The organism is Massilia pseudoviolaceinigra, assembly GCF_030846505.1.
GTDB lineage: Bacteria > Pseudomonadota > Gammaproteobacteria > Burkholderiales > Burkholderiaceae_D > Telluria_A > Telluria_A violaceinigra.
Genome location: NZ_JAVCWL010000017.1, coordinates 91,934 through 113,023, shown reverse-complemented (window position 1 = coordinate 113,023; position 21,090 = coordinate 91,934). Strand labels below are relative to the sequence as shown.

The 21,090-nt window shown below is 60.6% G+C and carries 29 protein-coding genes and 1 pseudogene; 8 read left to right on the top strand and 22 right to left on the bottom strand.

The window, feature by feature from the left end:
* Window positions 1-11: 11 nt before the first annotated feature.
* From RBA40_RS17920 to RBA40_RS17900, 5 genes are read right to left on the bottom strand one after another with little or no spacing between them, the layout of a single operon-like run.
* Window positions 12-1,478, bottom strand: coding sequence for a radical SAM protein (locus RBA40_RS17920; RefSeq protein WP_306649132.1), 1,467 nt, complete (start codon window positions 1,476-1,478; stop codon window positions 12-14).
* Window positions 1,475-2,236 (bottom strand): prolipoprotein diacylglyceryl transferase, encoded by a 762-nt coding sequence (locus RBA40_RS17915; protein WP_306649131.1) that lies wholly within the window; start codon window positions 2,234-2,236, stop codon window positions 1,475-1,477. Before RBA40_RS17915 ends, RBA40_RS17920 begins: the two co-directional genes overlap by 4 nt.
* A gap of 2 nt (window positions 2,237-2,238) precedes the next feature.
* Window positions 2,239-2,466 carry a hypothetical protein gene (locus RBA40_RS17910; RefSeq protein WP_306649130.1) on the bottom strand — a complete coding sequence of 76 codons (228 nt, stop codon included), beginning with the start codon at window positions 2,464-2,466 and terminating at the stop codon, window positions 2,239-2,241.
* Window positions 2,467-2,510: 44 nt separating this feature from the next.
* Window positions 2,511-2,738, bottom strand: coding sequence for a hypothetical protein (locus tag RBA40_RS17905; RefSeq protein WP_306649129.1), 228 nt, complete (start codon window positions 2,736-2,738; stop codon window positions 2,511-2,513).
* A gap of 58 nt (window positions 2,739-2,796) precedes the next feature.
* Window positions 2,797-3,252 carry a YaiI/YqxD family protein gene (locus RBA40_RS17900; protein WP_306649187.1) on the bottom strand — a complete coding sequence of 152 codons (456 nt, stop codon included), beginning with the start codon at window positions 3,250-3,252 and terminating at the stop codon, window positions 2,797-2,799.
* 176 nt (window positions 3,253-3,428) lie between these two features.
* Between RBA40_RS17900 and RBA40_RS17895 the strand changes: the two genes are divergently transcribed.
* From RBA40_RS17895 to RBA40_RS17885, 3 genes are all read left to right on the top strand, one after another.
* A complete protein-coding gene (locus RBA40_RS17895; RefSeq protein WP_306649128.1) occupies window positions 3,429-3,848 on the top strand; it encodes a hypothetical protein in 420 nt (139 codons plus the stop codon).
* A gap of 59 nt (window positions 3,849-3,907) precedes the next feature.
* Complete coding sequence (locus RBA40_RS17890) at window positions 3,908-4,093, top strand: hypothetical protein (protein ID WP_306649127.1); 186 nt, start codon at window positions 3,908-3,910, stop codon at window positions 4,091-4,093.
* A gap of 382 nt (window positions 4,094-4,475) precedes the next feature.
* On the top strand, window positions 4,476-5,018 hold the full coding sequence (locus RBA40_RS17885; protein WP_306649126.1) for a SecY-interacting protein Syd: 543 nt from the start codon (window positions 4,476-4,478) through the stop codon (window positions 5,016-5,018).
* 45 nt (window positions 5,019-5,063) lie between these two features.
* Here RBA40_RS17885 and RBA40_RS17880 read toward each other — a convergent pair whose 3' ends face one another.
* Entirely contained in the window at window positions 5,064-5,363 is a 300-nt protein-coding gene (locus RBA40_RS17880; protein ID WP_306649125.1) for a hypothetical protein, read from the bottom strand.
* A 29-nt stretch (window positions 5,364-5,392) separates the two neighbouring features.
* Between RBA40_RS17880 and RBA40_RS17875 the strand changes: the two genes are divergently transcribed.
* Window positions 5,393-5,707 (top strand): hypothetical protein, encoded by a 315-nt coding sequence (locus RBA40_RS17875; protein WP_306649124.1) that lies wholly within the window; start codon window positions 5,393-5,395, stop codon window positions 5,705-5,707.
* A 248-nt stretch (window positions 5,708-5,955) separates the two neighbouring features.
* On the opposite strand, the gene RBA40_RS17870 is transcribed toward RBA40_RS17875, so the two are convergent.
* The 4 genes from RBA40_RS17870 to RBA40_RS17860 all read right to left on the bottom strand — a co-directional run bounded on the left by RBA40_RS17870 (window position 5,956) and on the right by RBA40_RS17860 (window position 7,573).
* A complete protein-coding gene (locus RBA40_RS17870) occupies window positions 5,956-6,417 on the bottom strand; it encodes a hypothetical protein (protein ID WP_306649123.1) in 462 nt (153 codons plus the stop codon).
* Complete coding sequence (locus RBA40_RS33575; RefSeq protein WP_374710514.1) at window positions 6,369-6,536, bottom strand: helix-turn-helix domain-containing protein; 168 nt, start codon at window positions 6,534-6,536, stop codon at window positions 6,369-6,371. The genes RBA40_RS17870 and RBA40_RS33575 overlap by 49 nt, the downstream gene beginning before the upstream one ends.
* Window positions 6,537-6,614: 78 nt before the next feature.
* Window positions 6,615-6,989 carry a YnfA family protein gene (locus RBA40_RS17865; RefSeq protein ID WP_306649122.1) on the bottom strand — a complete coding sequence of 125 codons (375 nt, stop codon included), beginning with the start codon at window positions 6,987-6,989 and terminating at the stop codon, window positions 6,615-6,617.
* On the bottom strand, window positions 6,956-7,573 hold the full coding sequence (locus RBA40_RS17860; RefSeq protein WP_306649121.1) for a DUF4291 domain-containing protein: 618 nt from the start codon (window positions 7,571-7,573) through the stop codon (window positions 6,956-6,958). The genes RBA40_RS17865 and RBA40_RS17860 overlap by 34 nt, the downstream gene beginning before the upstream one ends.
* Window positions 7,574-7,713: 140 nt before the next feature.
* On the opposite strand from RBA40_RS17860, the gene yidD (RBA40_RS17855) reads away from it, so the two are divergent.
* Window positions 7,714-8,157, top strand: a complete 444-nt coding sequence (yidD, locus tag RBA40_RS17855; protein ID WP_306649120.1) for a membrane protein insertion efficiency factor YidD — start codon at window positions 7,714-7,716, stop codon at window positions 8,155-8,157.
* A gap of 10 nt (window positions 8,158-8,167) precedes the next feature.
* Here yidD (RBA40_RS17855) and RBA40_RS17850 read toward each other — a convergent pair.
* Window positions 8,168-8,347, bottom strand: a pseudogene (locus RBA40_RS17850) (Holliday junction DNA helicase RuvB C-terminal domain-containing protein); the annotation flags it as partial.
* A gap of 507 nt (window positions 8,348-8,854) precedes the next feature.
* On the opposite strand from RBA40_RS17850, the gene yidD (RBA40_RS17845) reads away from it, so the two are divergent.
* Window positions 8,855-9,292 (top strand): membrane protein insertion efficiency factor YidD, encoded by a 438-nt coding sequence (gene yidD, locus RBA40_RS17845; protein WP_306649119.1) that lies wholly within the window; start codon window positions 8,855-8,857, stop codon window positions 9,290-9,292.
* A gap of 1 nt (window position 9,293) precedes the next feature.
* Here yidD (RBA40_RS17845) and ruvB read toward each other — a convergent pair whose 3' ends face one another.
* From ruvB to tyrS, 10 genes are all read right to left on the bottom strand, one after another.
* Window positions 9,294-10,358, bottom strand: a complete 1,065-nt coding sequence (ruvB, locus tag RBA40_RS17840) for a Holliday junction branch migration DNA helicase RuvB (protein WP_306649118.1) — start codon at window positions 10,356-10,358, stop codon at window positions 9,294-9,296.
* A gap of 27 nt (window positions 10,359-10,385) precedes the next feature.
* Window positions 10,386-10,964: a Holliday junction branch migration protein RuvA gene (ruvA, locus tag RBA40_RS17835; protein WP_306649117.1), complete on the bottom strand. Its 579-nt coding sequence runs from the start codon at window positions 10,962-10,964 to the stop codon at window positions 10,386-10,388.
* Between the two features lie 21 nt (window positions 10,965-10,985).
* Window positions 10,986-11,522, bottom strand: coding sequence for a crossover junction endodeoxyribonuclease RuvC (gene ruvC, locus RBA40_RS17830; RefSeq protein ID WP_306649116.1), 537 nt, complete (start codon window positions 11,520-11,522; stop codon window positions 10,986-10,988).
* A gap of 60 nt (window positions 11,523-11,582) precedes the next feature.
* Window positions 11,583-13,154, bottom strand: a complete 1,572-nt coding sequence (gene purH, locus RBA40_RS17825) for a bifunctional phosphoribosylaminoimidazolecarboxamide formyltransferase/IMP cyclohydrolase (RefSeq protein WP_306649115.1) — start codon at window positions 13,152-13,154, stop codon at window positions 11,583-11,585.
* Between the two features lie 107 nt (window positions 13,155-13,261).
* Window positions 13,262-13,495 carry a helix-turn-helix domain-containing protein gene (locus RBA40_RS17820; protein WP_054266301.1) on the bottom strand — a complete coding sequence of 78 codons (234 nt, stop codon included), beginning with the start codon at window positions 13,493-13,495 and terminating at the stop codon, window positions 13,262-13,264.
* 92 nt (window positions 13,496-13,587) lie between these two features.
* Window positions 13,588-14,613, bottom strand: coding sequence for a tRNA dihydrouridine synthase DusB (gene dusB / locus RBA40_RS17815; protein WP_306649114.1), 1,026 nt, complete (start codon window positions 14,611-14,613; stop codon window positions 13,588-13,590).
* Between the two features lie 128 nt (window positions 14,614-14,741).
* Window positions 14,742-15,389: a histidine phosphatase family protein gene (locus RBA40_RS17810; RefSeq protein WP_306649113.1), complete on the bottom strand. Its 648-nt coding sequence runs from the start codon at window positions 15,387-15,389 to the stop codon at window positions 14,742-14,744.
* Window positions 15,390-15,434: 45 nt separating this feature from the next.
* The gene (locus RBA40_RS17805) at window positions 15,435-16,061 is read right to left on the bottom strand and encodes a YbhB/YbcL family Raf kinase inhibitor-like protein (protein ID WP_306649112.1); all 627 of its coding nucleotides are present in this window, start codon (window positions 16,059-16,061) and stop codon (window positions 15,435-15,437) included.
* A 48-nt stretch (window positions 16,062-16,109) separates the two neighbouring features.
* Window positions 16,110-16,556 (bottom strand): D-aminoacyl-tRNA deacylase, encoded by a 447-nt coding sequence (dtd, locus tag RBA40_RS17800; RefSeq protein WP_306649111.1) that lies wholly within the window; start codon window positions 16,554-16,556, stop codon window positions 16,110-16,112.
* Window positions 16,553-17,818, bottom strand: a complete 1,266-nt coding sequence (tyrS, locus tag RBA40_RS17795) for a tyrosine--tRNA ligase (protein WP_306649110.1) — start codon at window positions 17,816-17,818, stop codon at window positions 16,553-16,555. Before tyrS ends, dtd begins: the two co-directional genes overlap by 4 nt.
* Before the next feature lie 171 nt (window positions 17,819-17,989).
* Here tyrS and RBA40_RS17790 point away from each other — a divergent pair, with 171 nt between their 5' ends.
* Both RBA40_RS17790 and RBA40_RS17785 read left to right on the top strand, forming a co-directional pair.
* Window positions 17,990-19,354, top strand: a complete 1,365-nt coding sequence (locus RBA40_RS17790) for a M23 family metallopeptidase (RefSeq protein ID WP_099874286.1) — start codon at window positions 17,990-17,992, stop codon at window positions 19,352-19,354.
* 88 nt (window positions 19,355-19,442) lie between these two features.
* Window positions 19,443-20,543 (top strand): anhydro-N-acetylmuramic acid kinase, encoded by a 1,101-nt coding sequence (locus RBA40_RS17785; protein ID WP_306649109.1) that lies wholly within the window; start codon window positions 19,443-19,445, stop codon window positions 20,541-20,543.
* Between the two features lie 39 nt (window positions 20,544-20,582).
* On the opposite strand, the gene erpA is transcribed toward RBA40_RS17785, so the two are convergent.
* Window positions 20,583-20,945, bottom strand: a complete 363-nt coding sequence (erpA, locus tag RBA40_RS17780) for an iron-sulfur cluster insertion protein ErpA (RefSeq protein WP_054266294.1) — start codon at window positions 20,943-20,945, stop codon at window positions 20,583-20,585.
* Window positions 20,946-21,090 lie beyond the last annotated feature (145 nt).

Here is a 21,090-nt window from a genome sequence, read left to right as displayed (position 1 = left end):
ACGGCGGGGCCTTACTGCGCACCGATCGGAATGACCTTGCGCGGCCCTTTGCGCTGCGCGGTCTGCTGCGCGATGCTGGCGCGGATCTCGGCCAGTTGCTCGCCGCCGCGGTACAGCAGGTTGTAGCTCTCGAACGGAATCATCTTCCCATCCGGCAGCGCGAAGTGAATGCATGATTTTTTCAGCGCGCGCACGTCGAGCGAATACGCGTCCATGAACTGCACGATCAGCACGCGAAAGACATTGTCGTAGCGCAGACCCGCGGGCGCGTCGATCAGCGGCAGGCAGCACATCAACTCGGACAGGCAGTTGGCCTGCGACTCGGGCGAGTGGTTGGTCGAGAACAGTTTGAAGACGTGCTCCTTCATGCTCTTTTTGAGCGTCTCGTCGCGCTCGAACACGATGGTATTGCTGCTGCCTTCGACCAGCGTTTGCGGATCGAGGTAGCGCGTCAGCGGCACCACCTGCTCGGCCGTCTTGAGCGCATACGCCATGGCCAGCGTGTCCGGATTGCAGGGCACCGGAACGATATCCTGCAAGGTGAACAAGGATGTCTGTTCGGCGATCTTGCGCCGCACTTCGGACACCGTCAGGCGGTGCACGCGCGGGTCGTACTGGTCTACCCGGCCGGCGTCCTGGATCGGCTGCAGGGTCACGCCGCGCACGCAGGGCTGGGTCAGCGCAAAGTCGATGATGGCGCCGATTTCGTCGTCGTTCAAGCCTTTCTTGAGCGTCACCACCAGCGTGGTCGACACGCCCGCCGCATTCAGATTAGCCAGCGCCTGCGCGCGGATGCGGGTCAGGTCGGCGCCGCGCAGCGCCTTGTGCACCGCGCCGCGCAGGGAATCGAACTGCAGGTAGACCTCGATGCCGGGCGCGTAGGTGGCCAGGCGCTGCGCGAACGCCGGGTCCTGCGCCAGCACGATGCCGTTGGTGTTGATCATCACGTGCTTGATCGGGCGCGCCTTGGCCGCGTCGAGAATATCCCAGAAGCGCGGATGCAGGGTCGGCTCGCCGCCCGAGAGCTGCATCACGTCCGCCTCGCCCTCGTTGGCGACGACCGCGTCGAGCATCTTGATGATGTCCTCGAAGCTCTTGTGCAGCTCGCGGTGGGTGCCGCTTTCGGCATAACACACGGGGCAGTTCAGGTTGCAGTTGTCGGTGATTTCGACGATCGACAGGCAGGAGTGCTGCATGTGGTCGGGACACAGGCCGCAGTCGTAAGGGCAGCCGTACTGCATGGGCGTGTTGAAGGTCTGCGGCATCTCCGGATGCTTGACGAAGACTTCGCGGCACAGGCGGTAATAATCGACATCATCGCTCACCAGCACGCGTTCGGCGCCGTGCGCGCTGCACCACTTGTCCATGAAGACATCGCTGCCCTTGAAGATGATCTTGGCCTCGACCGGATGCAGGCAGGTCGAACACACCGAGGTGGTGGTATCGTAAAACAGATAGGGACGGATTTTCCGGCTCATGGTTCAATCGCTTTCAGTGGTGCCGCCCCGCCAAGCTGCCTGGCGAGAAATGGAAGATAGCAAAGCAGCGCGGCCAGGCAAACCAGCTGCACCCCGCCCAGGCCCGCGCCATAATCGTAGCGCAGCGGTTTGATGGCATCGACGGCGAGGCGCCAGAACAGGTAGCCGGACAAGAACAGCTTGAACATCAGGCCCGGTTTGTGGCGCCAGCGCGCGCGCAGCGCCAGCAGCAGGCCGCCCCACGCGAGCACAAAGACGATGTCGTACAGCTGGGTCGGATGGCGATGGATGCCGTCGCCGAAATCGACGCCCCATGGCAGCGTGGTCGCCTTGCCGTAGGTGCCATCGTTCAGGCCCGCCAAAAAACAGCCGATGCGCCCGATGGCGATCCCCGCCATCAGCGGCAGCACGAACTGGTCGCCGGTGGACTGGCCCTGGCCGCTCAATTTCTTGGCGATTTCCACGCCCAGCAAGCCGCCCAGCAGGCCGCCGACAATCGACTGCCCCGACATCCAGAGCGCCACGTTGCCGGCATGTGCGGCCCACAGATGCGGATACTCGATCCAGAACACCAGCTTGTTGCCGATGGCGGCACCGAGGATACAGCCGATCACGACGGCATAGCCGCTGTTGCTGAGGATGCCGCTGGCGCCGCTGCGCGCGCGCTGGCGCCGGTACAGCTGCACGCCGATGGCGATGGCGGCCCACTCGAAGACCAGATGAACGATGTGGGCGGTGCCGGGGGACAGGAACTGCACGCTCATTGCCGGGGCGGCGCCGACACGCGGCGCGCGCGCCCCAGCCTCATGCGGGAAAAGATACCCCAGGCGATCAAGCCTGCAATCCCCAGCCCGATGAAGCCGTACACAAGAAATTCGAAGGATCCTGATGTCTGCGTGCCGAGAAGCAGCCCGAGCGCACCGCATGCGCCGAAGCTCACCATCGCCGCCAGGGCGATCAGCAGCCCGATAGTGCGCAGAATGATCATAGCTGCCTCAAGAGAATGTGCGTTCAGAAGATGTGGACCGGCTGTTACTCGCCGGATGATGCGAACGCTTTATACAGTTTTCTGCCAAGGAACCAGGCAAGCGCGCCACAGATGGCCAGACCGGCCAGGCCAAGCACAAAGCCGATGTTGAACCGGTCGGCCAGTTCGGCGCCGGGCTGGATACCGATCATCAGGCCGAACGCCCCGCACAAGCCGAAGCCGACCATGGCGACCGCGGCGAACAGAAGGCCAAGGATACGTAAGAGCGTCATGCTTACCTTTGCAGTAATCTTAGTTTTTTGTCAGGCCGTGCGCTCATTGTACGCGGGTTCAGGGGCGTTTGGCGTGGCGGGCCAGATGGCGGTCGAGCTGGTTGGCGAAGTTCTGGCGGTCGGCCTGGCCGAAGGGCGCCGGGCCGCCGGTGTCGACGCCGCTGCCGCGCAATTCATCCATGAATTTGCGCATCGTGAGCATCTGGGCGATGTTGTCGTTGGTGTAGAACTCGCCGCGCGGATTGAGCGCGAAGCCGCCCTTGACCAGCACATCGGCGGCGAGCGGAATGTCGCCCGTCACCACCAGGTCGCCCGGAGCGAGCAGGCGCACGATTTCGGCATCGGCCACGTCGGCGCCGGCCGGCACCTGCACGGCGCGCACGAAGCGCGACGGCGGCACCCGCATCAGCTGGTTGGCGACCAGGGTCACGTTCAGTTGCAGGCGCTCGGCCACGCGGTACAGGATGTCCTTGATGACGACCGGACAGGCGTCGGCATCGACCCAGATTTGCATCATCGTCACTTCTTTCTCGGCGGGTTATCGGGTGTGTGCGCGCAGTATAACGCCAGCGGCTGGCGCGTGAAGACATCATGTGTTATCTTTCGACAAGTTTCATACATAACCGGCAATTGTTGCCAAGTGAAGTTTGCCGGACGCTTACTGGGTCCGTTGCACCACGCGGAGTCCAGATGTTACTTTTACAAGTGCTCGCCTTTTTGGCCGGCATGGCGTCACTGTTCGCCACCTCGATTACCTTGCTGCCCCCGGCGCAGCGTCACCCCTTTGCCGGCGACGCGACCTTGCTGCTCATGGGTGCGGGTATTCTTGCCTTCGCGGCGGGGTATGTTTTTTTCGCCGTTGCGGGCTCGCGTATCCAGCGCTCTTCCTGGCGGCGCAAGGTGGCGGTCGTGATCGTGCTGTTCCAGCTCGTTGCGGGCAGCGCCATGGTGTATCTGTATCCCGACCCGGCCGTGCTGGGCGTGATGGGACCGCTGCTGTGCTTCTCGGTCTATATGTTTGCCACCTTCGTGTGGCCGGCCAGGCGCAACCGCACCTATCGTCCGCTGCGCCGGCGCGAGCGGTCCGACGATGTGTTTCCAGGCAAGTGAGCCGGCTTGATGCACCTTGGTTTGCGGTGCATACTCCGCAGTCGATAACGCTTGCGAACTTGCCCATCATGAAAAAACCCCACCTCACGGCAACGCTCTGCTTCGCGCTCGCCGCTGTGCTGTTCTTTGCCATGCCGTCGAAAGAATACGCAGCCGGTTTTGCGCTGCTCGGCATGTTTTTCGAACTCTCGGCCTGGAAGAAATTCCTGACGCGGGACCGGAAAGACCTGCCCCCGCCGGAGTAAAAGAAGGCTCCCGGTAGACCTTAGCTATTTGAGACGGGGCGTGCGAAATGAGGAATCGATTATAACGATAATACGCTCCGGATAAATCGCGCCTACAACATGCTCAACAAGATAAACCGCGCCGTCTGCCTGCGATTAGGCCGGCTACATGATGCGTACGAACTCGGGCAACACATTATGTTGAATTGCATTCCAGCGTTGCATATCAAATCGCGTTGGTTAGCGTCCATGACGTGTGCATTTTGATGAAGTCGTGAGACACTGGATCTTGCCAGAAATGGGCGCGCCCACACCCTCCTTTTTGCTTGCGATGCCAAGCTATTCTCCTGCATTACCCTCGTTTTGCAAGTGCCTCATATGTAGCTCTTAACGTCGGAATAATATGAATGAGATTTTTGTGAAAGATGCACTGGAGCGGCTCTTCAAACAGTTCGAGTATATTGCTGACCACGATTTGCCTATGCTGCCAATTGTGGATGGGGCGAGTTCGGAAATATTTGTTGGGGACGCGGATAGCGAGGGTTGGATTAGATGGAGGCCGAAAGTAAAGAACGAGTTTTTTGATCTTTCGGAATTGGAGAAAAATGCGAATATACGTATTCATGACTCAATCAAGGTTTTACTTAATTCTTGGTGGTTTGGTTATTTAAGTGTGAAATTTTCAGATTGCCGATTCGATATCGATACAATAATTCCTGGAAATTACAAGGTTGCATTTTTGCAGAAACTTATTGGCTATAGAGCTGCACATCAAGGTCGCTTGGATTACATTCCGATTGGAATGGAAGTGGAACGGGATTTGTTGTTAGTAGTCAAAAATAGCTCTGGAGAGATATGTGTTGAAGATTTTAGCGTTGGCTCTTATCAGATAATTTGTGAGAGTTTACCGAAGTTCTTTGTCACCTGCAGCGACAATTTGAATTAGCTGTGTCACGCGTGACATTAGTTAGTCAAGATCAGAAGAAAAGTATCACGCAACCCTGCGGGTTGCCCGCAGAGTCAACTGTTGCGGGCTGCGCATGTTATACGCTTTTATACCCCCAAATGGTAAAGAAACCACCATGAAAATATTGAAACCTTTATCTGTGCCGTGGATGGTTGATCCATCCCTGCCAAAGCTCACCTTATTTCTGAAGAGCTTGGTGAGCATCTGGTGAAATTTTGCGGCCTCTTTGGCTTTGACGGCGCCGCCAATGTGCCGCGCGACTCGATTATTATTGATGCTGGCGCATTGCTCGTGAGCCCAAATGAAAAATCTGCGAGATATCAATTGATTTCTTTAAATTTTGAAATGGTTGGTTGGGTGAGGCGCACCCCCAATATTCCGACAGAGAGGTCATTCAAGAATCTGAATACGACTGGTCGTGCGTATCAGGTTACTTGCAAAGTGATGAAACGGTCGAGAATTATTTAAAGCGATTTCAACAAGAATGGGATAAAACGAAAATTTGCCCAAATCCGGGTGTATATGTGATAGAGAATTCGGACTGGGATGGCGGCCTAGATAGGGAACGTTTTGATTTAAAACATTTTCTAATTTTAGGCGATTTTTGTTTCATTGAGATTCTTGCTAAAAACTGCACATGGGTATCGGAAGGCAACATTGCAGCATAATGCGAGGCAGAGCATGGCACGGGGTCAGGTCCCGCATGCGCTTGAAGAATGAATGAGAGAGAATCGTTAAATGTCAGATGGAGAATGGAAGGGTGTGCCTCTTGAACATTCGGCGGCATGGAGAAGCATATTTAACCAGCCGCGCTCAAAGGGCGTGCATGTGCCCGGCGCATGCCCCCTCTGCTGCGCAGTTACCCTTTATAGATACTATGCGTTAGGGCGATTGCAGCCGCGCGAAATAGGAGGTGCTAAATATAAGGGCCCCGGTAGTTACTGGGAGTGGTGCTCCAGTTGCCGATCATTTGAGCATATGTCGGGATTCGTTCCAGAATGGTGGAACGTTGAACCAATAAATATTGAACATTCGAAATTGACAGCAATTCCCGACGCACTTGATGAAGCAGTTGCTGGGCGATAGTTGGGTAAAATAGTATCGCCGAGATCGAGATTTTCGCGGCGCGGCGTCCAGGTATTAAAATAAAAAAATTCAAGCCGGGGGTGACAGAATCCTCGATAACTGAAAATTCTTTGATGAGGGCCATTTTAGAGAATCCTGTGACCGCCTGCTGCGGTTCCGACATGCTCGCGATGGCCTGGAACTGCAATGCTAGATCGGCGTCCGGCGCCAGTGCGCTCTCCTCGAAAATCAGAAAATCCGTCGTCACGCGCAAAACCTGGGCGATCTTCTTGATCGCTGCCAGCGATGGCATGGACGCCCTGACTTGTATCGCTTGACCTGGGGGACATGCAAGCCGAGGGCATCGGCCAGCGCCTGCTGGGTAAGGCGCTTCTGTTTGCGGACGGCCGTGAGGCGGGCAGCGGCACTCATGATGTTCAACAAGGTAAAAGAGATCGCCATGATCATATCCCCGCAAAAATTCATGGTTCTCCCCACGAGGAGCCCCCATCACTGCGATGGCTGCAAGGCGATCACCGCCATCCCCACCAGCGCCAGCGCGGCGCCTGCGTAATCGAAACGACTCAGCGCCACGCCATCGACAAATCGCAGCCACAGCAGTGCAACGCAAATATACGCCCCGCCGTAGGCCGCGTAGGTTCGGCCGGCCGCTGCGGGATGGAGCGTCAGCAGCCACGCGAACAGCGCCAGGGATAGCGCTGCTGGTACCAGCAGCCAGGCGCTCTTGCCCTGTTTAAGAACCAGCCAGGGCAAGTAACAGCCGACGATTTCCGCCAGCGCAGTGATGAAGAAGAGCCCTGCCAATTTCACGATATCCAAGTGGAACCCTGTTAAGTCTGGTTGCGTGGCGAGGCTGACGCCCATTCATGATGGAACACACGCTCCAAAGGCAGCCTGGCACGCGCCTCATCGACCCGTCCGGCCTGCACCAGCGCATGAATCTCGTGCGCCAACGGCGTCACGTCGCTAATCGCGCGTATCCATTGGGTCACGTACAGCTCCACCGCCTCCTTGCTGAGCCCGATCTGAATCGACCGGTGCGCCAGCTTGTGCAGATGCAAATCCCGCTCCGGGTCCCACTGTATCCGCACCGCAAACAAATCTTTATTGACCTCGGCAGGAGCATCGGCATCCCCTTCAGCGTGACTCAAACACCCGTGCTCGAGCGCCCATGCAAAGCCTTCGCGGCTGATATCGATCGCCAGGATGCGCCGCTGGCCGGCATCCTTGAAGCCCCACCCCGCGCGGTACATCATCCATAGAAATGAAGGCTTGATCCAGGTCATGCGCTCCATCTTGAACGGGGACGAAACGAAGGTACCTGCAGCCAATGCAGCATCGGCGATCGGATCGGAATACGCCTGATAGACGCGGATGGTGGCGTCGTCATACATGGCGCGAATTTGCCGCAGCGGAATGTCTGATGTACTCAATGACGCTTGTTGCATGTGGATGTCTCTCCTAGTTTACGGTAGAAAAACCTCGTAAATACCTGCTTGTTCTGGAAGGGTCAAGCAACCATACTCGTGCAAAATGTTCTTCTTGGCAATCAAATAGGCGCCGTTGCAAGAGACGGTGATACCGCACCATGATGAAAACACTCGCGCTATCGGCCATCGGTTTCTACCAGCGCCATCTATCGCCGTACAAGGGTTTCCGCTGCGCCTATTGCGCTTACACCGGTAATGCCAGCTGCTCGCACCTGGGCGCACGCGCCATCCGCCGCTTCGGTTTGTGGGATGGCTTGGCGATCCTGAACGGGCGCCTGCGAAAATGCGGGATCGCTTACCGCCGCTACCAGCCCACCGTGGAGCGGCCCGCCACGCCACGCCTCCTGGCCAGGCCGAATCAGGCAGGCGAGTGCGACCTCCCGTGCGATTGCGATCCGTCGCCGTTGACCGCCGGAAAGGCGTGCGACTGTTTAGCCGGCTGTGGCGATGGCGCCCACTGCTGCGACTGGTGGAACAAGCGACGCAAGCGCGAAGAGTCTACGCATATCCCACCCAGAAGAGACGGCCGCCGACGCACGTAACCCGGCTGGCTCAGACTCCCAGGTTATCCCACAAATCACCCGTCGGGCTGGTGCGCGGCGCCGCCAGGCCAAAGTGCTGGTAGGCCAGCGGCGTGGCGATGCGCCCGCGCGGGGTGCGCTGCAAATCGCCCTGCTGGATCAGATAGGGTTCGAGCACATCCTCGATCGTATCGCTTTCCTCGCCGATGGCCATTTGACGAGTATGCACGATCTGCTCCCTGTTTCTATGCCAAATAAGAAGCCGCCGCTGTCCTTGCTGACTGGAGCATCGGTCAAGGGGTATCTTTTTTGGGGCTTCTGCAGTAACGGTGCCAGGTCTGACATGTGGACACGGCCTCATCAGCATCTATATCTTGAATGAAAAAAAGCCGCCTCCAACCCCTGCTTACTGACGCGGGGTCTCGTGGTAACGGTGCCAGGTCTGACATTTGGACACGACCTCATCGCTCAAGAGTGGTCAGCCAGTGGCGCCCATGTTTACCGACCTGTAGTCGCCATACGTGGCGCGAATTTGACGCAGAGGAATGTCTGACGTGATCAGGGGCGGTTAGCGCATGGGATGTCTCTCCGAGTTTACAGTACAAAAACCTCGTAAATACCTGCTTGTTCTGGAAGTGTCGACCGACCATACTTCGTGCGAAATGTTCTTCTTGGCAATCAAACAGGCGCCGTTGCAAGAAACGGTGATTAGCACACCATGATGAAAACACTCGCCCTCGCGGCCATCGGTTTCTACCAGCGCCATCTGTCGCCCTACAAGGGTTTTTGCTGCGCTTACTGTGCCTACACGGGCAACGCCAGCTGTTCAGCGCTCGGGGCACGGGCCATCCGCCGTTACGGCGTGTGGGAAGGCCTCGGCGTATTGCGGGCCCGCCTGCACAGGTGCGGCGTCGCGTATCGCCGCTATTGCCCGCCGGCACCACGGCCCCTGCTGGTCCGGCCAGGCCAGGCGGGCGATTGCGTGCCTTGCGACTGCTCGTTCGACCTGCCCTCCCCCGGCGACGCCTGCGACACGGCCTCCAACTGCCTCGATGCGAAAGACTGCTTCGACTGGTGGCGGGACCGCCGCAAACAGCGCCAGGAAGAAGAACTCATCTACATTCCGCCGCAATCGGACCGGCGCGACGAGCGCTGATTCAAGGAGCCAGGTTGTCCCACAAGTCGCCCGTCGGGCTGGTGCGTGGCGCGGCCAGGCCGAAGTGCTGGTACGCCAGCGGCGTGGCGATGCGTCCGCGCGGGGTGCGCTGCAAATAGCCCTGCTGGATCAGGTAGGGTTCGAGCACATCTTCAATCGTATCGCTTTCCTCGCCGATGGCCGCCGCCAGATTGCCGATGCCGACCGGCCCGCCGCCGAACTTGAACAGCACCGCTTCGAGCAGCTTGCGGTCCATGACGTCGAAGCCGACCGAGTCGACGTCGAGCATCACCAGCGCCGCATCGGCCATGGCCTTGGTGATTTCCCCGGTGCCCTTGACCTCCGCATAATCGCGCACGCGCCGCAGCAGCCGGTTGGCGATACGCGGCGTGCCGCGCGCGCGCAGGGCGATTTCGCGCGCGCCTTCTTCGACAATCGGCGCGTTCAGCAGCGACGCACTGCGCGTCACAATCCGGGTGAGTTCCGACGTGTTGTAGAACTCCAGCCGCGCCACGATGCCGAAGCGGTCGCGCAGCGGATTGGTCAGCATGCCGGCGCGCGTGGTCGCGCCCACCAGCGTGAACGGTTGCAGGTCCAGCTTGACCGAGCGCGCCGCCGGCCCTTCGCCGATCATGATGTCGATCTGGTAGTCTTCCAGCGCCGGATACAGAATCTCTTCCACCACCGGCGACAGACGGTGAATCTCGTCGATGAACAGCACGTCGTTCGCTTCGAGATTGGTCAGTATTGCGGCCAGATCGCCCGGCCGTTCCAGCACCGGCCCGGAAGTCTGGCGCAGGTTAACGCCCATCTCGCGCGCAATGATGTGCGCCAGGGTGGTCTTGCCCAGCCCCGGAGGCCCGAACAGCAAGGTGTGGTCGAGCGCTTCGCGCCGCTTGCGCGCGGCCGAAATGAAAATCTCGAGCTGGCCGCGGATTTTCTCCTGGCCGACGTATTCGTCGAGCTGCTTGGGCCGCAGCGCGCGCTCGATCGCCTCTTCGTTGGGCGACGCGGGCGTGGGCGCGATGATGCGCTGCTCGCTGAAGTCGTCGGTCTGGATACTCATGGATGAACTTTCGTGTAAATGTTAGCGTCAGCCCTTGGACAGCGCCTTGAGCGCGAACTTGATGCCGTCCGATACGGTGCTGCCGGCCGGCATATTCTTCAGTGCGACCGTCGCTTCCTTGTCAGAATACCCCAACGCCAGCAGTGCGTTCAGGATGTCCGATTTCGCATCGTGCTGCACCACGCCGCCCACCGAACCAAGGTCGGCGCCGAGCTTGCCCTTCAGTTCCAGCAGCAAGCGTTCCGCCGTCTTCTTGCCGATGCCGGGCACCTTCACCAAACGGCCCGCTTCCTGCAAGGTCACGGCCTGCGCCAGGTCGTTTACCGTCATGCCCGACAGGATCGACAGCGCCGTGCGCGCACCCACGCCCGTGATCTTGATCAATTGACGGAACACCGCGCGCTCGGCCGCGTTGCCGAAGCCAAACAGCAAATGCGCATCTTCGCGGATCGCCTGATGCGTGAACAGGGTGACTTGCGCGCCGAGTGCGGGCAAGTCGTAATAGGTACTCATCGGCACATCGACTTCATAGCCGACGCCGTTGCAATCGATAAGCAACTGCGGCGGATTTTTTTCGAGCAGCGTTCCGGAAATACGTCCGATCATGGGGTAGACCTTAAAACAAGGTTAAACGAGACGGCCGCGCTTCATGCGCAGGCCGGAAAGCGAAGGCGCGAGCGCGCCGATCAGCGCCAGCGCGTCGACGCTGTTGGCATGGCAGATGGCCACGCCGAGCGCGTCGGCGGCGTCCGACCCGGGCAGGCCGGGCAGCACCAGCAGGCGCGCCACCATTTCCTGCACCTGTTCCTTGGCCGCCTTGCCGTGACCGGTGACAGCCTGCTTGACCTGCAGCGCCGTGTACTCGGCCACCGACAGGTCGGCGCCCACCAGCGCCGTAATGGCGGCGCCGCGCGCCTGCCCGAGCAGCAAGGTCGATTGGGGATTGACGTTGACGAAGACTTTTTCCACCGCCGCGCAATCGGGCTGGTAGGTGCGGACGATCTCGGCGATCCCGTGCAGGATCACCTTGAGACGGCCGGGAAGCTCGCCTTCGGACACCGTCTTGATGGTGCCGGAAGCGATGTAGCGCAGTTTGTTGCCCTGCTTTTCGATAAGCCCGAAGCCTGTGGAGCGCAGGCCTGGGTCAATGCCAAGAATAATCATGGACGAATGGTATACCGCCGGAGAAACTTCGGTATACCAAACTTGCGCAACCCCTCGAAATTAATGACGGAAATGGCGCGCGCCGGTGTACAGCATCACCACGCCGCGCTCGTCGGCGGCATCGATCACTTCCTGGTCGCGCATCGAACCGCCCGGCTGGATCACGCAGGTCGCACCCGCGTCGACCACCACGTCGAGGCCGTCGCGGAACGGGAAGAAGGCATCCGACGCCACGGCCGAACCAGCCAGGGTCAGGCCGGCGTTCTGGGCCTTGATCGAGGCGATGCGCGCCGAGTCGATACGGCTCATCTGGCCGGCGCCAACGCCCAGGGTCATGCCGTTGGCGCAGAAGACGATGGCGTTCGATTTAACGAACTTGGCCACGCGCCAGGCGAACATCATGTCCTGCAATTGCTGCTGGGTCGGCTGCTTCTTGGTGACCACGCGCAGTTCTTCCAGGCCGACATTCTTGGCATCCGGCGACTGCACCAGCAGGCCGCCGCCGACGCGCTTGACGTCGAACGGATTGTTGGCCGCGCCCAGCGCAATTTCCAGCAGGCGCACGTTCTGCTTGGCCACCATGATGGCGCGCGCTTCAGCGGAGAACGATGGCGCGATCAAGACTTCCACGAACAGCTTGGCAATCGCTTCGGCAGTCTTGCCGTCCAGCTCAACGTTCAGCGCGATGATGCCGCCGAACGCCGACGTCGGGTCGGTCTGCAGCGCGCGGCTGTAGGCGTCGAGCGCATCGGTGCCGATTGCCACGCCGCACGGATTGGCGTGCTTGACGATCACGCAGCCGGCTGGCTGGCCGAGGCCACCCAGCGACTTGACGCATTCCCACGCCGCATCGGCGTCGGCGATATTGTTGTACGACAGTTCCTTGCCCTGCAATTGCTTGTAGGCGGACAGCGAACCGGCGGCCGGCGCCAGGTCGCGGTAGAACGCGGCCGACTGATGCGGGTTTTCGCCGTAGCGCATGTCCTGCACTTTTTCGAACGTCATGTTCAGCGTTTGCGGGTAGGCCGCGCGCGTGGCGTGGGCCTTGTCTTCGCCCAGGCTGGTCAGGTAATTGGTGATGGCGCCGTCGTATTGCGCGGTGTGAGCAAACACTTTCTTGGCCAGGCGGAACTTGGTATCGTAAGGCACTTCACCGGCCGTCACTTCCGCCAGCACTTGCGCGTAGTCGGTCGGATCGCAGATGACGATCACGTCCTTGTGGTTCTTGGCAGCCGAGCGCAGCATGGTCGGGCCGCCGATATCGATGTTTTCGATCGCGTCTTCCAGCGAGCAATCATCCTTGGCCACGGTCGCCTGGAATGGATACAGGTTAACCACGACCATGTCGATGGTCGGAATGTCGTGCTCGCTCAGCTTGGCGACGTGCTCCGGAAAGTCGCGGCGTGCCAGGATGCCGCCGTGCACTTTCGGGTGCAGGGTCTTGACCCGGCCATCGAGCATTTCCGGAAAGCCCGTGTAATCCGCCACTTCGGTGACGGCCACGCCGTTATCGGCCAGCAGCTTGGCGGTGCCGCCGGTGGACAGGATGCCGACGCCGAGCGCGGACAACGCGCGTGCAAAGTCGAGCACGCCGGTCTTGTCGGAGACGGAAATGAGAGCTTGTTTGATCATGGTGAGTGGCCTGGTTGTGGAGTATTCGGTGTTTGCACTGGCGCACCCCTCGGGCGCGATGGGCTCGCGCTCGATAGCACGGCCACTCAGTGTGTGCTAATGACTAATTACAGCAGTCCGTGTTCCTGCAATTTCTTCCGCAAGGTATTACGGTTGATGCCCAGCATCTGGGCCGCGTGCGACTGGTTGCCTTCCGCTCGCGTCATGACGACCTCGAGGATCGGCTTTTCGACGGTCAGGACCACCATATCGTAGATGTTCGATGCCTGCTGCTCGCCCAGGTCGTTGAAATACTCTTCAAGACTCTTCTGGACGACTTCCTGGATACTTTCTTTGCTCATATTATGTTGGTGCTTTTCTGCGGATTAAATGTTTCGCCGCGGCTCTGCAGGCAGCGGTCGTTCCAGTATGTCGTATTGCTAGCTGTGCCGTGTCAGGCTGCCAATGCCACTTGAGCAAGGCCCGCGGGCCGGTATTGTAACCGTTCGCCATGAACATGTTGCGTTTCAAAAAAGGCATCGACGGCGCGCAACTGTGCCTCGGTCGATTCCAGCAGGTTCATTTGCTGGCGGAATTCTTCCCCGCCGATCAGGTCGCGCACATACCAGCCGATGTGCTTGCGCGCCGTGCGCACGCCCAAAAATTCGCCGTAGAACGCGTAGTGCGCCTGCAAATGTTCGTTCATCAGCGCGCGTACTTCCTCCACCGCCGGCGCCGGCAGATGCAGGCCGGTGCGCAGATAATGGTCGACTTCGCGGCAAATCCACGGCCGGCCCTGGGCCGCACGCCCGATCATCACCGCATCGGCCCCGGTCACGGCCAGCACGTGCTTCGCCTTTTCAGGGGTGGTGATGTCGCCGTTGGCCACCACGGGAATGGCCACCGACGCCTTGACGGCGGCAATGGTCTCGTACTCGGCGTCGCCGCTGTAGCCGTCGGCCCGGGTGCGCCCGTGCAGGGTCAGCATCTGGATGCCGGCCTGTTCGGCGATGCGGGCGATACGCAGGGCGTTCTTGTTTTCGCGGTTCCAGCCGGTGCGAAATTTCAATGTCACCGGCACGTCCACCGCGCGCACCACGGCGTACAAAATCTGTTCGACCAGGTCTTCGTGCTGCAGCAAGGCCGAACCGCACCAGCTGTTGCACACCTTCTTGACCGGGCAACCCATATTGATATCGATGATCTGGGCGCCGCGGTCGACGTTGAACTTGGCGCAGTCGGCCAGGTCTTGCGGGTCGGCACCGGCGATCTGGACCGCTTTCGGCTCCATTTCACCTTCGTGGTCGGTGCGGCGCGAACTCTTTTCGGTGGCCCACAGCCGCGGGTTCGAGGCGGCCATTTCGGAGACGGCATAGCCGGCGCCCAGCTGCTTGCACAGTTGTCGGAAAGGGCGATCCGTCACCCCCGCCATGGGAGCAACGAAAACATTATTGCGCAGCAAGTAAGGACCAATTTGCACGGGCGGGACGCTCAGAGTTTGCGGGAACCCTCTATTTTACCTGAAGTGCTGCTCAATTAATAAGCACTATTTTTCATTTGACAGCACTGCACGGCCACAAAAACGGGATCGTGCGCGCTTGACAAGCCTCAATTGAGTTCATCCAGCACGCGTGGCTGCAGGTGTCCGACCTCGCCCCAGCTGACTAGGCTCAGCTTGTCGTCAAGCAGGCGGAAGCGGTTGATGCTGGCGTTGAGTACCGGAAAGTCGCGCGGGGTTTCCAGCGACAGACCGAGGGCGGCGCGATAGGCGCATTCGAGCACGCCGCCGTGGGCCACCAGGGCCAGGGTCTGGCCGGGATGGGTTTTGCCCCATCCGATGATGGCGCTGACGGCGCGCTGGTAAAACTGGCGGAACGTTTCGGCCGCCCGTGCGCCGGACGGCATCGGCGCATCGATCTCGCGCGCCTGCCAGGCGGCAAATTCGACCGGGAAGCGCTGTTCGATCTCCGCGTACAGCAAGCCCTCGAAGCCGCCGAAGCAGCGTTCGCGCAGCAAGGGGTCGCGTTGCACCGGCATGGCGCGGGTGCGAGCCACGGCGTCGGCGGTCTGGGCGGCACGCTGCAGGTCGCTCGAGACGATCAGGTCGAGGTGCTCGCCCGCCAGGGCGTCGGCCAGCGCGCTGGCCTGGCGCAGGCCCTCGTCATTGAGGGCGATGTCGATATGGCCCTGGAGGCGGCGTTCGGCGTTCCAGGCGGTTTCGCCGTGGCGGATGAGGATGATAGTAGTCGGGGACATGGGAAAGCCGGGCACGCCGTGCCCGGACTGAAAAAGTTGCGTTCTTTAAGGAACCAGGGTGGCCGCGAGGTCGGGATTGAGCGAATACACGCCGTACATCTGCGCCTCGTCGAGGATGTGCCCGCGAATGGCCAGGCGCGGCACGTCGAGCGCGTAGACGCAGAATAAATAGGTGTGCACGCGCAGGTCGTTCCACGGCGGACAAGGGCCATCGTAGCCGTAATACTCGCCGGCCATGTCCGGATCGCTCGCGAACCAGCTCGTGTAATCGTTTACACCCTGGCGCAATTGATGCTCGGTACCGTTTTTGATGGTGAACGGCACCAGCGGGCCGGGTTTGCCGTGCGGCGTGACCAGTTCCGAGAACTTGCCTTCGGCTATCGAGCGCATGGCGACCGGGATATCGACCAGGGTCCAGTGATAAAAGTCGGCGCGCGGCAACGCTTCCGGCACGAACAGGCCTTCCTTGTTGACATTGGTGCCGACGGTGGGCGCGTCGATATCGTAGCAAAACAGGATCAGCGACTGCGTGCCGGTAGGCACATCATCCCAGGCGAAGTGCGGGTTGCGGTTGGCCGACAGGCGCGCGTGCTTGACCGGGTCGATCGCCGCAAAGGCGCACTCGGCGGGAATCAGGCCGCCATCGGTAAAGGAATCACTCCAGAGTCTCATCGCAACCTCCTGTACTGATGATATTGACCACAAACGGCCCGCTTGGTTTCATTTTGGGTGCACTTGCAGCCAGAAAGTGACCGGACCGTCGTTGGTCAGCGACACTTTCATGTCGGCACCGAACTGACCGGTCTCGACCTTGATGTGGCGCGCGCGCGCCTGGCGCACCACATGGTCGAACAGGCGCAAGCCATCCTGCGGACTGGCTGCCGGCGTGAACGATGGCCGCGTGCCCGATTTGGTATCGGCCGCCAGGGTGAACTGGGGCACCAGCAACAGGCCGCCGTTGGTATCAAGCAGGCTGCGGTTCATCTTGCCGGCCTCGTCGCCGAACACGCGGTAGCCCAGCAATTTGGTCAGCAGGGCGTCGGCTTCCTTCTCGCTGTCGCCCTTTTCGGCGCACAGCAGCACCAGCAGGCCGGCGTCGATGGCGCCGATGGTGGCGCCATCGACCACTACGCTGGCGTGGCTGACACGTTGCAACAGGGCAATCATGCCGTGAAAGTCACGCGCAGGAACTTGCGCTTGCCCACTTGCAGCACGAAACTGCCGGCCTCGATCTTGAGCGCCTTGTCGCTGACGACGGCGCTGTCGATGCGCACGCCGCCCTGCTCGACCATGCGCATCGCCTCGCCGGTGGAGGCGCACATACCGGTTTTCTTGAGCAGGTGGGCGATACCCATTGGCGCGCCGTCCACTGTCATTTCCGGCGCATCATCCGGAATGCCGCCGGCGGACCGGTTCACGAAATCGGCCAGCGCATCATCCGCCGCCTGGGCCGAGTGAAAACGCGTCACGATTTCTTGCCCAAGAGCTACTTTTGCATCGCGCGGATTGCGTCCGCCATCGATCTCCGCCTTGAGCGCGGCGATATCGGCGATGGAGCGGAACGACAGCAGCTCGAAATAACGCCACATCATCACGTCGGAAATGCTCATCAGCTTGGCGAACATCGTGTTGGCGGGTTCCGTTATGCCAATATAATTGTTCTTGGACTTGGACATCTTGTCCACGCCATCGAGCCCTTCGAGCAGCGGCATGGTCAGGATGCACTGCTGTTCCTGGCCATAATCCTTCTGCAGCTCGCGTCCGACCAGCAGGTTGAACTTCTGATCGGTGCCGCCCAGCTCAAGATCGGCCTTCAAAGCGACAGAATCGTAGCCCTGCATCAAAGGATAAAGGAACTCGTGGATCGATATTGGTGTCCCACTCTTGAAGCGTTTGGTGAAGTCGTCGCGTTCCATCATGCGCGCCACCGTGTAGCGCGAAGACAACTGGATCATGCCGCGGGCGCCGAGCGGGTCGCACCACTCGGAGTTGTAGCGAATTTCCGTGCGCGACGGGTCGAGCACCAGCGACGCCTGCTTGAAGTAGGTCATCGCATTGACTTCGATCTGCTCCTTGGTCAGCGGCGGGCGCGTAACGTTACGGCCCGACGGATCGCCAATCATGGAAGTGAAGTCGCCGATCAGGAAGATCACCTGATGGCCCAGGTCTTGCAACTGGCGCATCTTGTTCAGCACGACGGTGTGGCCCAGGTGCAGGTCGGGCGCGGTGGGGTCGAGGCCGAGCTTGATGCGCAGCGGCGTGCCGCTTTTTTCGGAGCGGGCCAGCTTTTGCGCGAACTCGCTCTCGATCAGCAGCTCGTCGACGCCGCGTTTGGTGATGGCCAGCGCTTCCAGCACGGTGTCCGTCAGCGGCAATGGGGGAGTACCTTGCGCAGGGGCGGCAGGCTTGGAGGTGGCAGGAGTGGTCATAGGTATGTGTAATAAATCTGTAGCAAAGTGTCGAAATTGTTGGGCGGATTCAAAAGTTTGATATACTGCTCGATCCGATTAATCTTGCCCAATGAAAACTAAACAAAACAATAACAAGAAATAGTTAAGTGCTCAACGCGAATGTTCAAGCGGCAAATTTTAACTGATTGCATGGACCCTACAAACAAATTCACAGGCAAACGCTTGACCGGCCTGCTAGGAACAACGCGAAAAGCGCGCATCATCAGCGCCGGCGCGATCTTCCTGACAGTGTGCGCATTTGGTGCCGCGGGCGTAGCGCCCCTGGCTCCGGATGCGTCGGACCTGCCGGTCAAATCGATCGCACAGAATCTCGAACTGCCGAACCTGGCGGATCAGATCACTGCGCTGCAAAAGGACGACCAGCAATTCATTCACGAAGAGAAGGTGCGTCCCGGCGATACGCTCGCCGCCCTGCTCACGCGTCTGGGCGTGGACGATGCCGCTGCCGTCGACTTCATCAAGTCCGACAAGGTCGCCAAAGCCGTCATGCAGCTCAAGACCGGCAAGCGGGTCCAGGCGCAGACGGGTGAAAACGGCGAACTGCAATGGCTGCGCGCCACCGTCGTCGACGGCCGCGACAACCCGGTCAAACTGATTTCGATCACCCGCGAGGGCGGCAAGTTCACTGCCGAGGAAACGCCAGCCTTGCTCGAACGCCGGGTTGAAATGCGTGCCCGCGAAATCACCAACTCCCTCTACTCGGCGACCGACGCCACCACCGACGGCGGCAAACTGCCCGACGCCATCGTCGCCCAGATCATCGAAATGTTCTCCACCAGTATCGACTTCCGTTCCGACCTGAAACGCGGCGACCGCTTCAACGTGGTCTACGAAACGTTTTGGCAAGATGGCGAAATGGTGCGCGCCGGCCGCATCCTGGCAGGCGAATTCGTCAACCGCGGCGTGACCTACCAGTCCGTCTGGTACGAAGATCCGGTCAGCAAGCAGGGCGGCTACTACACCTTCGACGGCAAGGCACTGAAAAAAGCCTTCCTCAAGTCGCCGCTGGAATTCTCGCGGATTTCGTCGGGCTTCTCGCTGCGCTCGCATCCGATTTCCGGCGCCTGGAAAGCGCACAAGGGCGTCGACTTCGCCGCCGCGCTGGGTACGCCCATCCGCGCTTCGGGCGACGGCGTGATCGACTTCGCCGGCGTGCAAGGCGGCTACGGCAACTTCGTCACCATCAAGCACTGGGCCAACTACACCACCGCGTATGCGCACATGAGCCGTTTCGCGCCAGGCATCCGCAAGGGCAGCAAGGTCAGCCAGGGCGATGTGATCGGCTATGTCGGCTCGACCGGCTGGTCGACCGGCGCTCACCTGCACTACGAGTTCCGCGTCAACAACGATGCCGTCGATCCGATGTCGATCAAGGTGCTGGCACAGGCCCCGATGACGCCGGCCGAGCGGGCCCGCTTCCAGATCGCCGCGGCCGACATGTCGCACCGCTTCGCGCTGCTGCGTCCGACGACCGGCTCGAACATGGCGCGCTAAAAGGTCAGCGCACCGACACAGGCAGGAACCGGATCATCGACCCGGCTCCTGCTTTTTTTTCGCCCGCTGTTTTTAGATTGGAACAGACATGACCACACCTTCGACGCTGTACATCGGCTTGATGTCCGGCACCAGCATGGATGGGGTCGATGGCGTGCTGGCCGACTTTGCCGGCGGCGCCATCCGCACCCTGCAAGCGGCCTTCGTCCCCTTCCCCGACGCGCTGCGCGCCGACCTGATGGCCCTGCAAAGCAGCGGCGACAATGAAATCGCGCGCGAAGCGCTGGCCGCCGCCCATCTGACCGGCTGCTACGCCGAGTGCGTGGCGGCCCTGCTGCCGGGGGCGCCAGGCCCCGTGCAAGCACTGGCCGCGCATGGGCAGACGGTACGCCACCGGCCCGAGCTCGGCTACACGCGCCAGCTCAACCACCCTGCCCTCCTGGCCGAACTGACCGGCATCGACGTCATCGCCGACTTCCGTGCGCGCGACGTGGCCGCCGGCGGCCAGGGAGCGCCGCTGGTGCCGGCCTTCCACCAGGCCTGCTTCGGCCAGGCCGGCCAGACCCGCGTGGTGATCAATATCGGCGGCATCGCCAACATCAGCGTGTTGCATGCCGACGGCACGGTGAGCGGCTTCGACACCGGTCCCGGCAATGTGCTGATGGATCACTGGATCGGCCTGCATCAGGGCAAAGCCTATGACGCCGACGGCGCCTGGGCCGCCAGCGGTCACGTCGATCCGACCCTGCTCGGCATCTTGCTCGACGAACCATATTTCCGCCTGGCCGCCCCCAAAAGCACGGGGCGCGACCTGTTCCATGCCGACTGGCTGATGCAGCGGCTGGCGCAGGCGCCGAGCATGCCGGCAGCGCACGTGCAGGCGACCCTGACCACGCTCACCGCCGTCAGCATCGCGCGCGCCATCGGCCAGCAGGCCAAGGACGTGGAGGCGGTGTATGTGTGCGGCGGCGGGGCGTACAACGGCACGCTGCTGCGCGAACTGGCGCAAGCGCTGGGTGGCAAGACAAGAGTGGAAACAACCGACGCCCTGGGCGTGGCCCCGAATCACGTCGAAGCGCTGGCGTTCGCGTGGCTGGGCTACCGCTTCACAAGGCGCGAAGCGGGCAACCTGCCCTCGGTGACGGGGGCGAAGGGACCCAGGATTCTGGGCGCCCTCTATCCTGCTTAGGCTGGCAAGCCGCGTGAGAGCGGCCTGGGCCGGACTGGCTTATACCGAGAACGACGAACCGCAACCGCAGGTCGAGGTAGCGGTTGGATTCTTGATGACGAACTGGGCGCCTTCGAGATCATCTTTATAATCGATTTCGGCGCCCACCAGGTACTGGTAGCTCATCGAATCGATCAGCAGTTGCACGCCGTTCTTGACCATGGTGGTGTCATCTTCGTTGACGATTTCGTCGAAGGTGAAGCCGTACTGGAAACCGGAGCAGCCGCCGCCCTGCACGAACACGCGCAATTTGAGGTCGGGATTGCCCTCTTCCTCGATCAGCTGTGCAACCTTTTGCGCGGCGCTATCGGTAAACACGATCGGTGCCGGCATCACTTCTGGCATTTCAGCAACTGCATTCATTTGGAACTCCTACTGGGAACGGATATGAGTCATTATAGACTGTTGGGACGAGTCACGCTCACAGACCACTGGCGGCGACCGTCAAATGCAACACCCCGGCGCGTGCCGGGGCTGTGCTGTCCTACTGTACCTACAATGCGGCCAT

What these genes read in the sequence shown, in the direction of transcription:
- RBA40_RS17920 (WP_306649132.1), bottom strand. Translation starts at nt 1,478, where the DNA reads ATGAGCCGGAAAATCCGTCCCTATCTGTTTTACGATACCACCACCTCG.
- RBA40_RS17910 (WP_306649130.1), bottom strand. Translation starts at nt 2,466, where the DNA reads ATGATCATTCTGCGCACTATCGGGCTGCTGATCGCCCTGGCGGCGATG.
- RBA40_RS17905 (WP_306649129.1), bottom strand. Translation starts at nt 2,738, where the DNA reads ATGACGCTCTTACGTATCCTTGGCCTTCTGTTCGCCGCGGTCGCCATG.
- RBA40_RS17900 (WP_306649187.1), bottom strand. Translation starts at nt 3,252, where the DNA reads ATGCAAATCTGGGTCGATGCCGACGCCTGTCCGGTCGTCATCAAGGAC.
- RBA40_RS17895 (WP_306649128.1), top strand. Translation starts at nt 3,429, where the DNA reads ATGTTACTTTTACAAGTGCTCGCCTTTTTGGCCGGCATGGCGTCACTG.
- RBA40_RS17885 (WP_306649126.1), top strand. Translation starts at nt 4,476, where the DNA reads ATGAATGAGATTTTTGTGAAAGATGCACTGGAGCGGCTCTTCAAACAG.
- RBA40_RS17870 (WP_306649123.1), bottom strand. Translation starts at nt 6,417, where the DNA reads ATGCCATCGCTGGCAGCGATCAAGAAGATCGCCCAGGTTTTGCGCGTG.
- RBA40_RS33575 (WP_374710514.1), bottom strand. Translation starts at nt 6,536, where the DNA reads ATGAGTGCCGCTGCCCGCCTCACGGCCGTCCGCAAACAGAAGCGCCTT.
- RBA40_RS17865 (WP_306649122.1), bottom strand. Translation starts at nt 6,989, where the DNA reads ATGGGCGTCAGCCTCGCCACGCAACCAGACTTAACAGGGTTCCACTTG.
- RBA40_RS17860 (WP_306649121.1), bottom strand. Translation starts at nt 7,573, where the DNA reads ATGCAACAAGCGTCATTGAGTACATCAGACATTCCGCTGCGGCAAATT.
- yidD (WP_306649120.1), top strand. Translation starts at nt 7,714, where the DNA reads ATGATGAAAACACTCGCGCTATCGGCCATCGGTTTCTACCAGCGCCAT.
- yidD (WP_306649119.1), top strand. Translation starts at nt 8,855, where the DNA reads ATGATGAAAACACTCGCCCTCGCGGCCATCGGTTTCTACCAGCGCCAT.
- ruvB (WP_306649118.1), bottom strand. Translation starts at nt 10,358, where the DNA reads ATGAGTATCCAGACCGACGACTTCAGCGAGCAGCGCATCATCGCGCCC.
- ruvA (WP_306649117.1), bottom strand. Translation starts at nt 10,964, where the DNA reads ATGATCGGACGTATTTCCGGAACGCTGCTCGAAAAAAATCCGCCGCAG.
- ruvC (WP_306649116.1), bottom strand. Translation starts at nt 11,522, where the DNA reads ATGATTATTCTTGGCATTGACCCAGGCCTGCGCTCCACAGGCTTCGGG.
- purH (WP_306649115.1), bottom strand. Translation starts at nt 13,154, where the DNA reads ATGATCAAACAAGCTCTCATTTCCGTCTCCGACAAGACCGGCGTGCTC.
- RBA40_RS17820 (WP_054266301.1), bottom strand. Translation starts at nt 13,495, where the DNA reads ATGAGCAAAGAAAGTATCCAGGAAGTCGTCCAGAAGAGTCTTGAAGAG.
- RBA40_RS17810 (WP_306649113.1), bottom strand. Translation starts at nt 15,389, where the DNA reads ATGTCCCCGACTACTATCATCCTCATCCGCCACGGCGAAACCGCCTGG.
- RBA40_RS17805 (WP_306649112.1), bottom strand. Translation starts at nt 16,061, where the DNA reads ATGAGACTCTGGAGTGATTCCTTTACCGATGGCGGCCTGATTCCCGCC.
- dtd (WP_306649111.1), bottom strand. Translation starts at nt 16,556, where the DNA reads ATGATTGCCCTGTTGCAACGTGTCAGCCACGCCAGCGTAGTGGTCGAT.
- tyrS (WP_306649110.1), bottom strand. Translation starts at nt 17,818, where the DNA reads ATGACCACTCCTGCCACCTCCAAGCCTGCCGCCCCTGCGCAAGGTACT.
- RBA40_RS17790 (WP_099874286.1), top strand. Translation starts at nt 17,990, where the DNA reads ATGGACCCTACAAACAAATTCACAGGCAAACGCTTGACCGGCCTGCTA.
- RBA40_RS17785 (WP_306649109.1), top strand. Translation starts at nt 19,443, where the DNA reads ATGACCACACCTTCGACGCTGTACATCGGCTTGATGTCCGGCACCAGC.
- erpA (WP_054266294.1), bottom strand. Translation starts at nt 20,945, where the DNA reads ATGAATGCAGTTGCTGAAATGCCAGAAGTGATGCCGGCACCGATCGTG.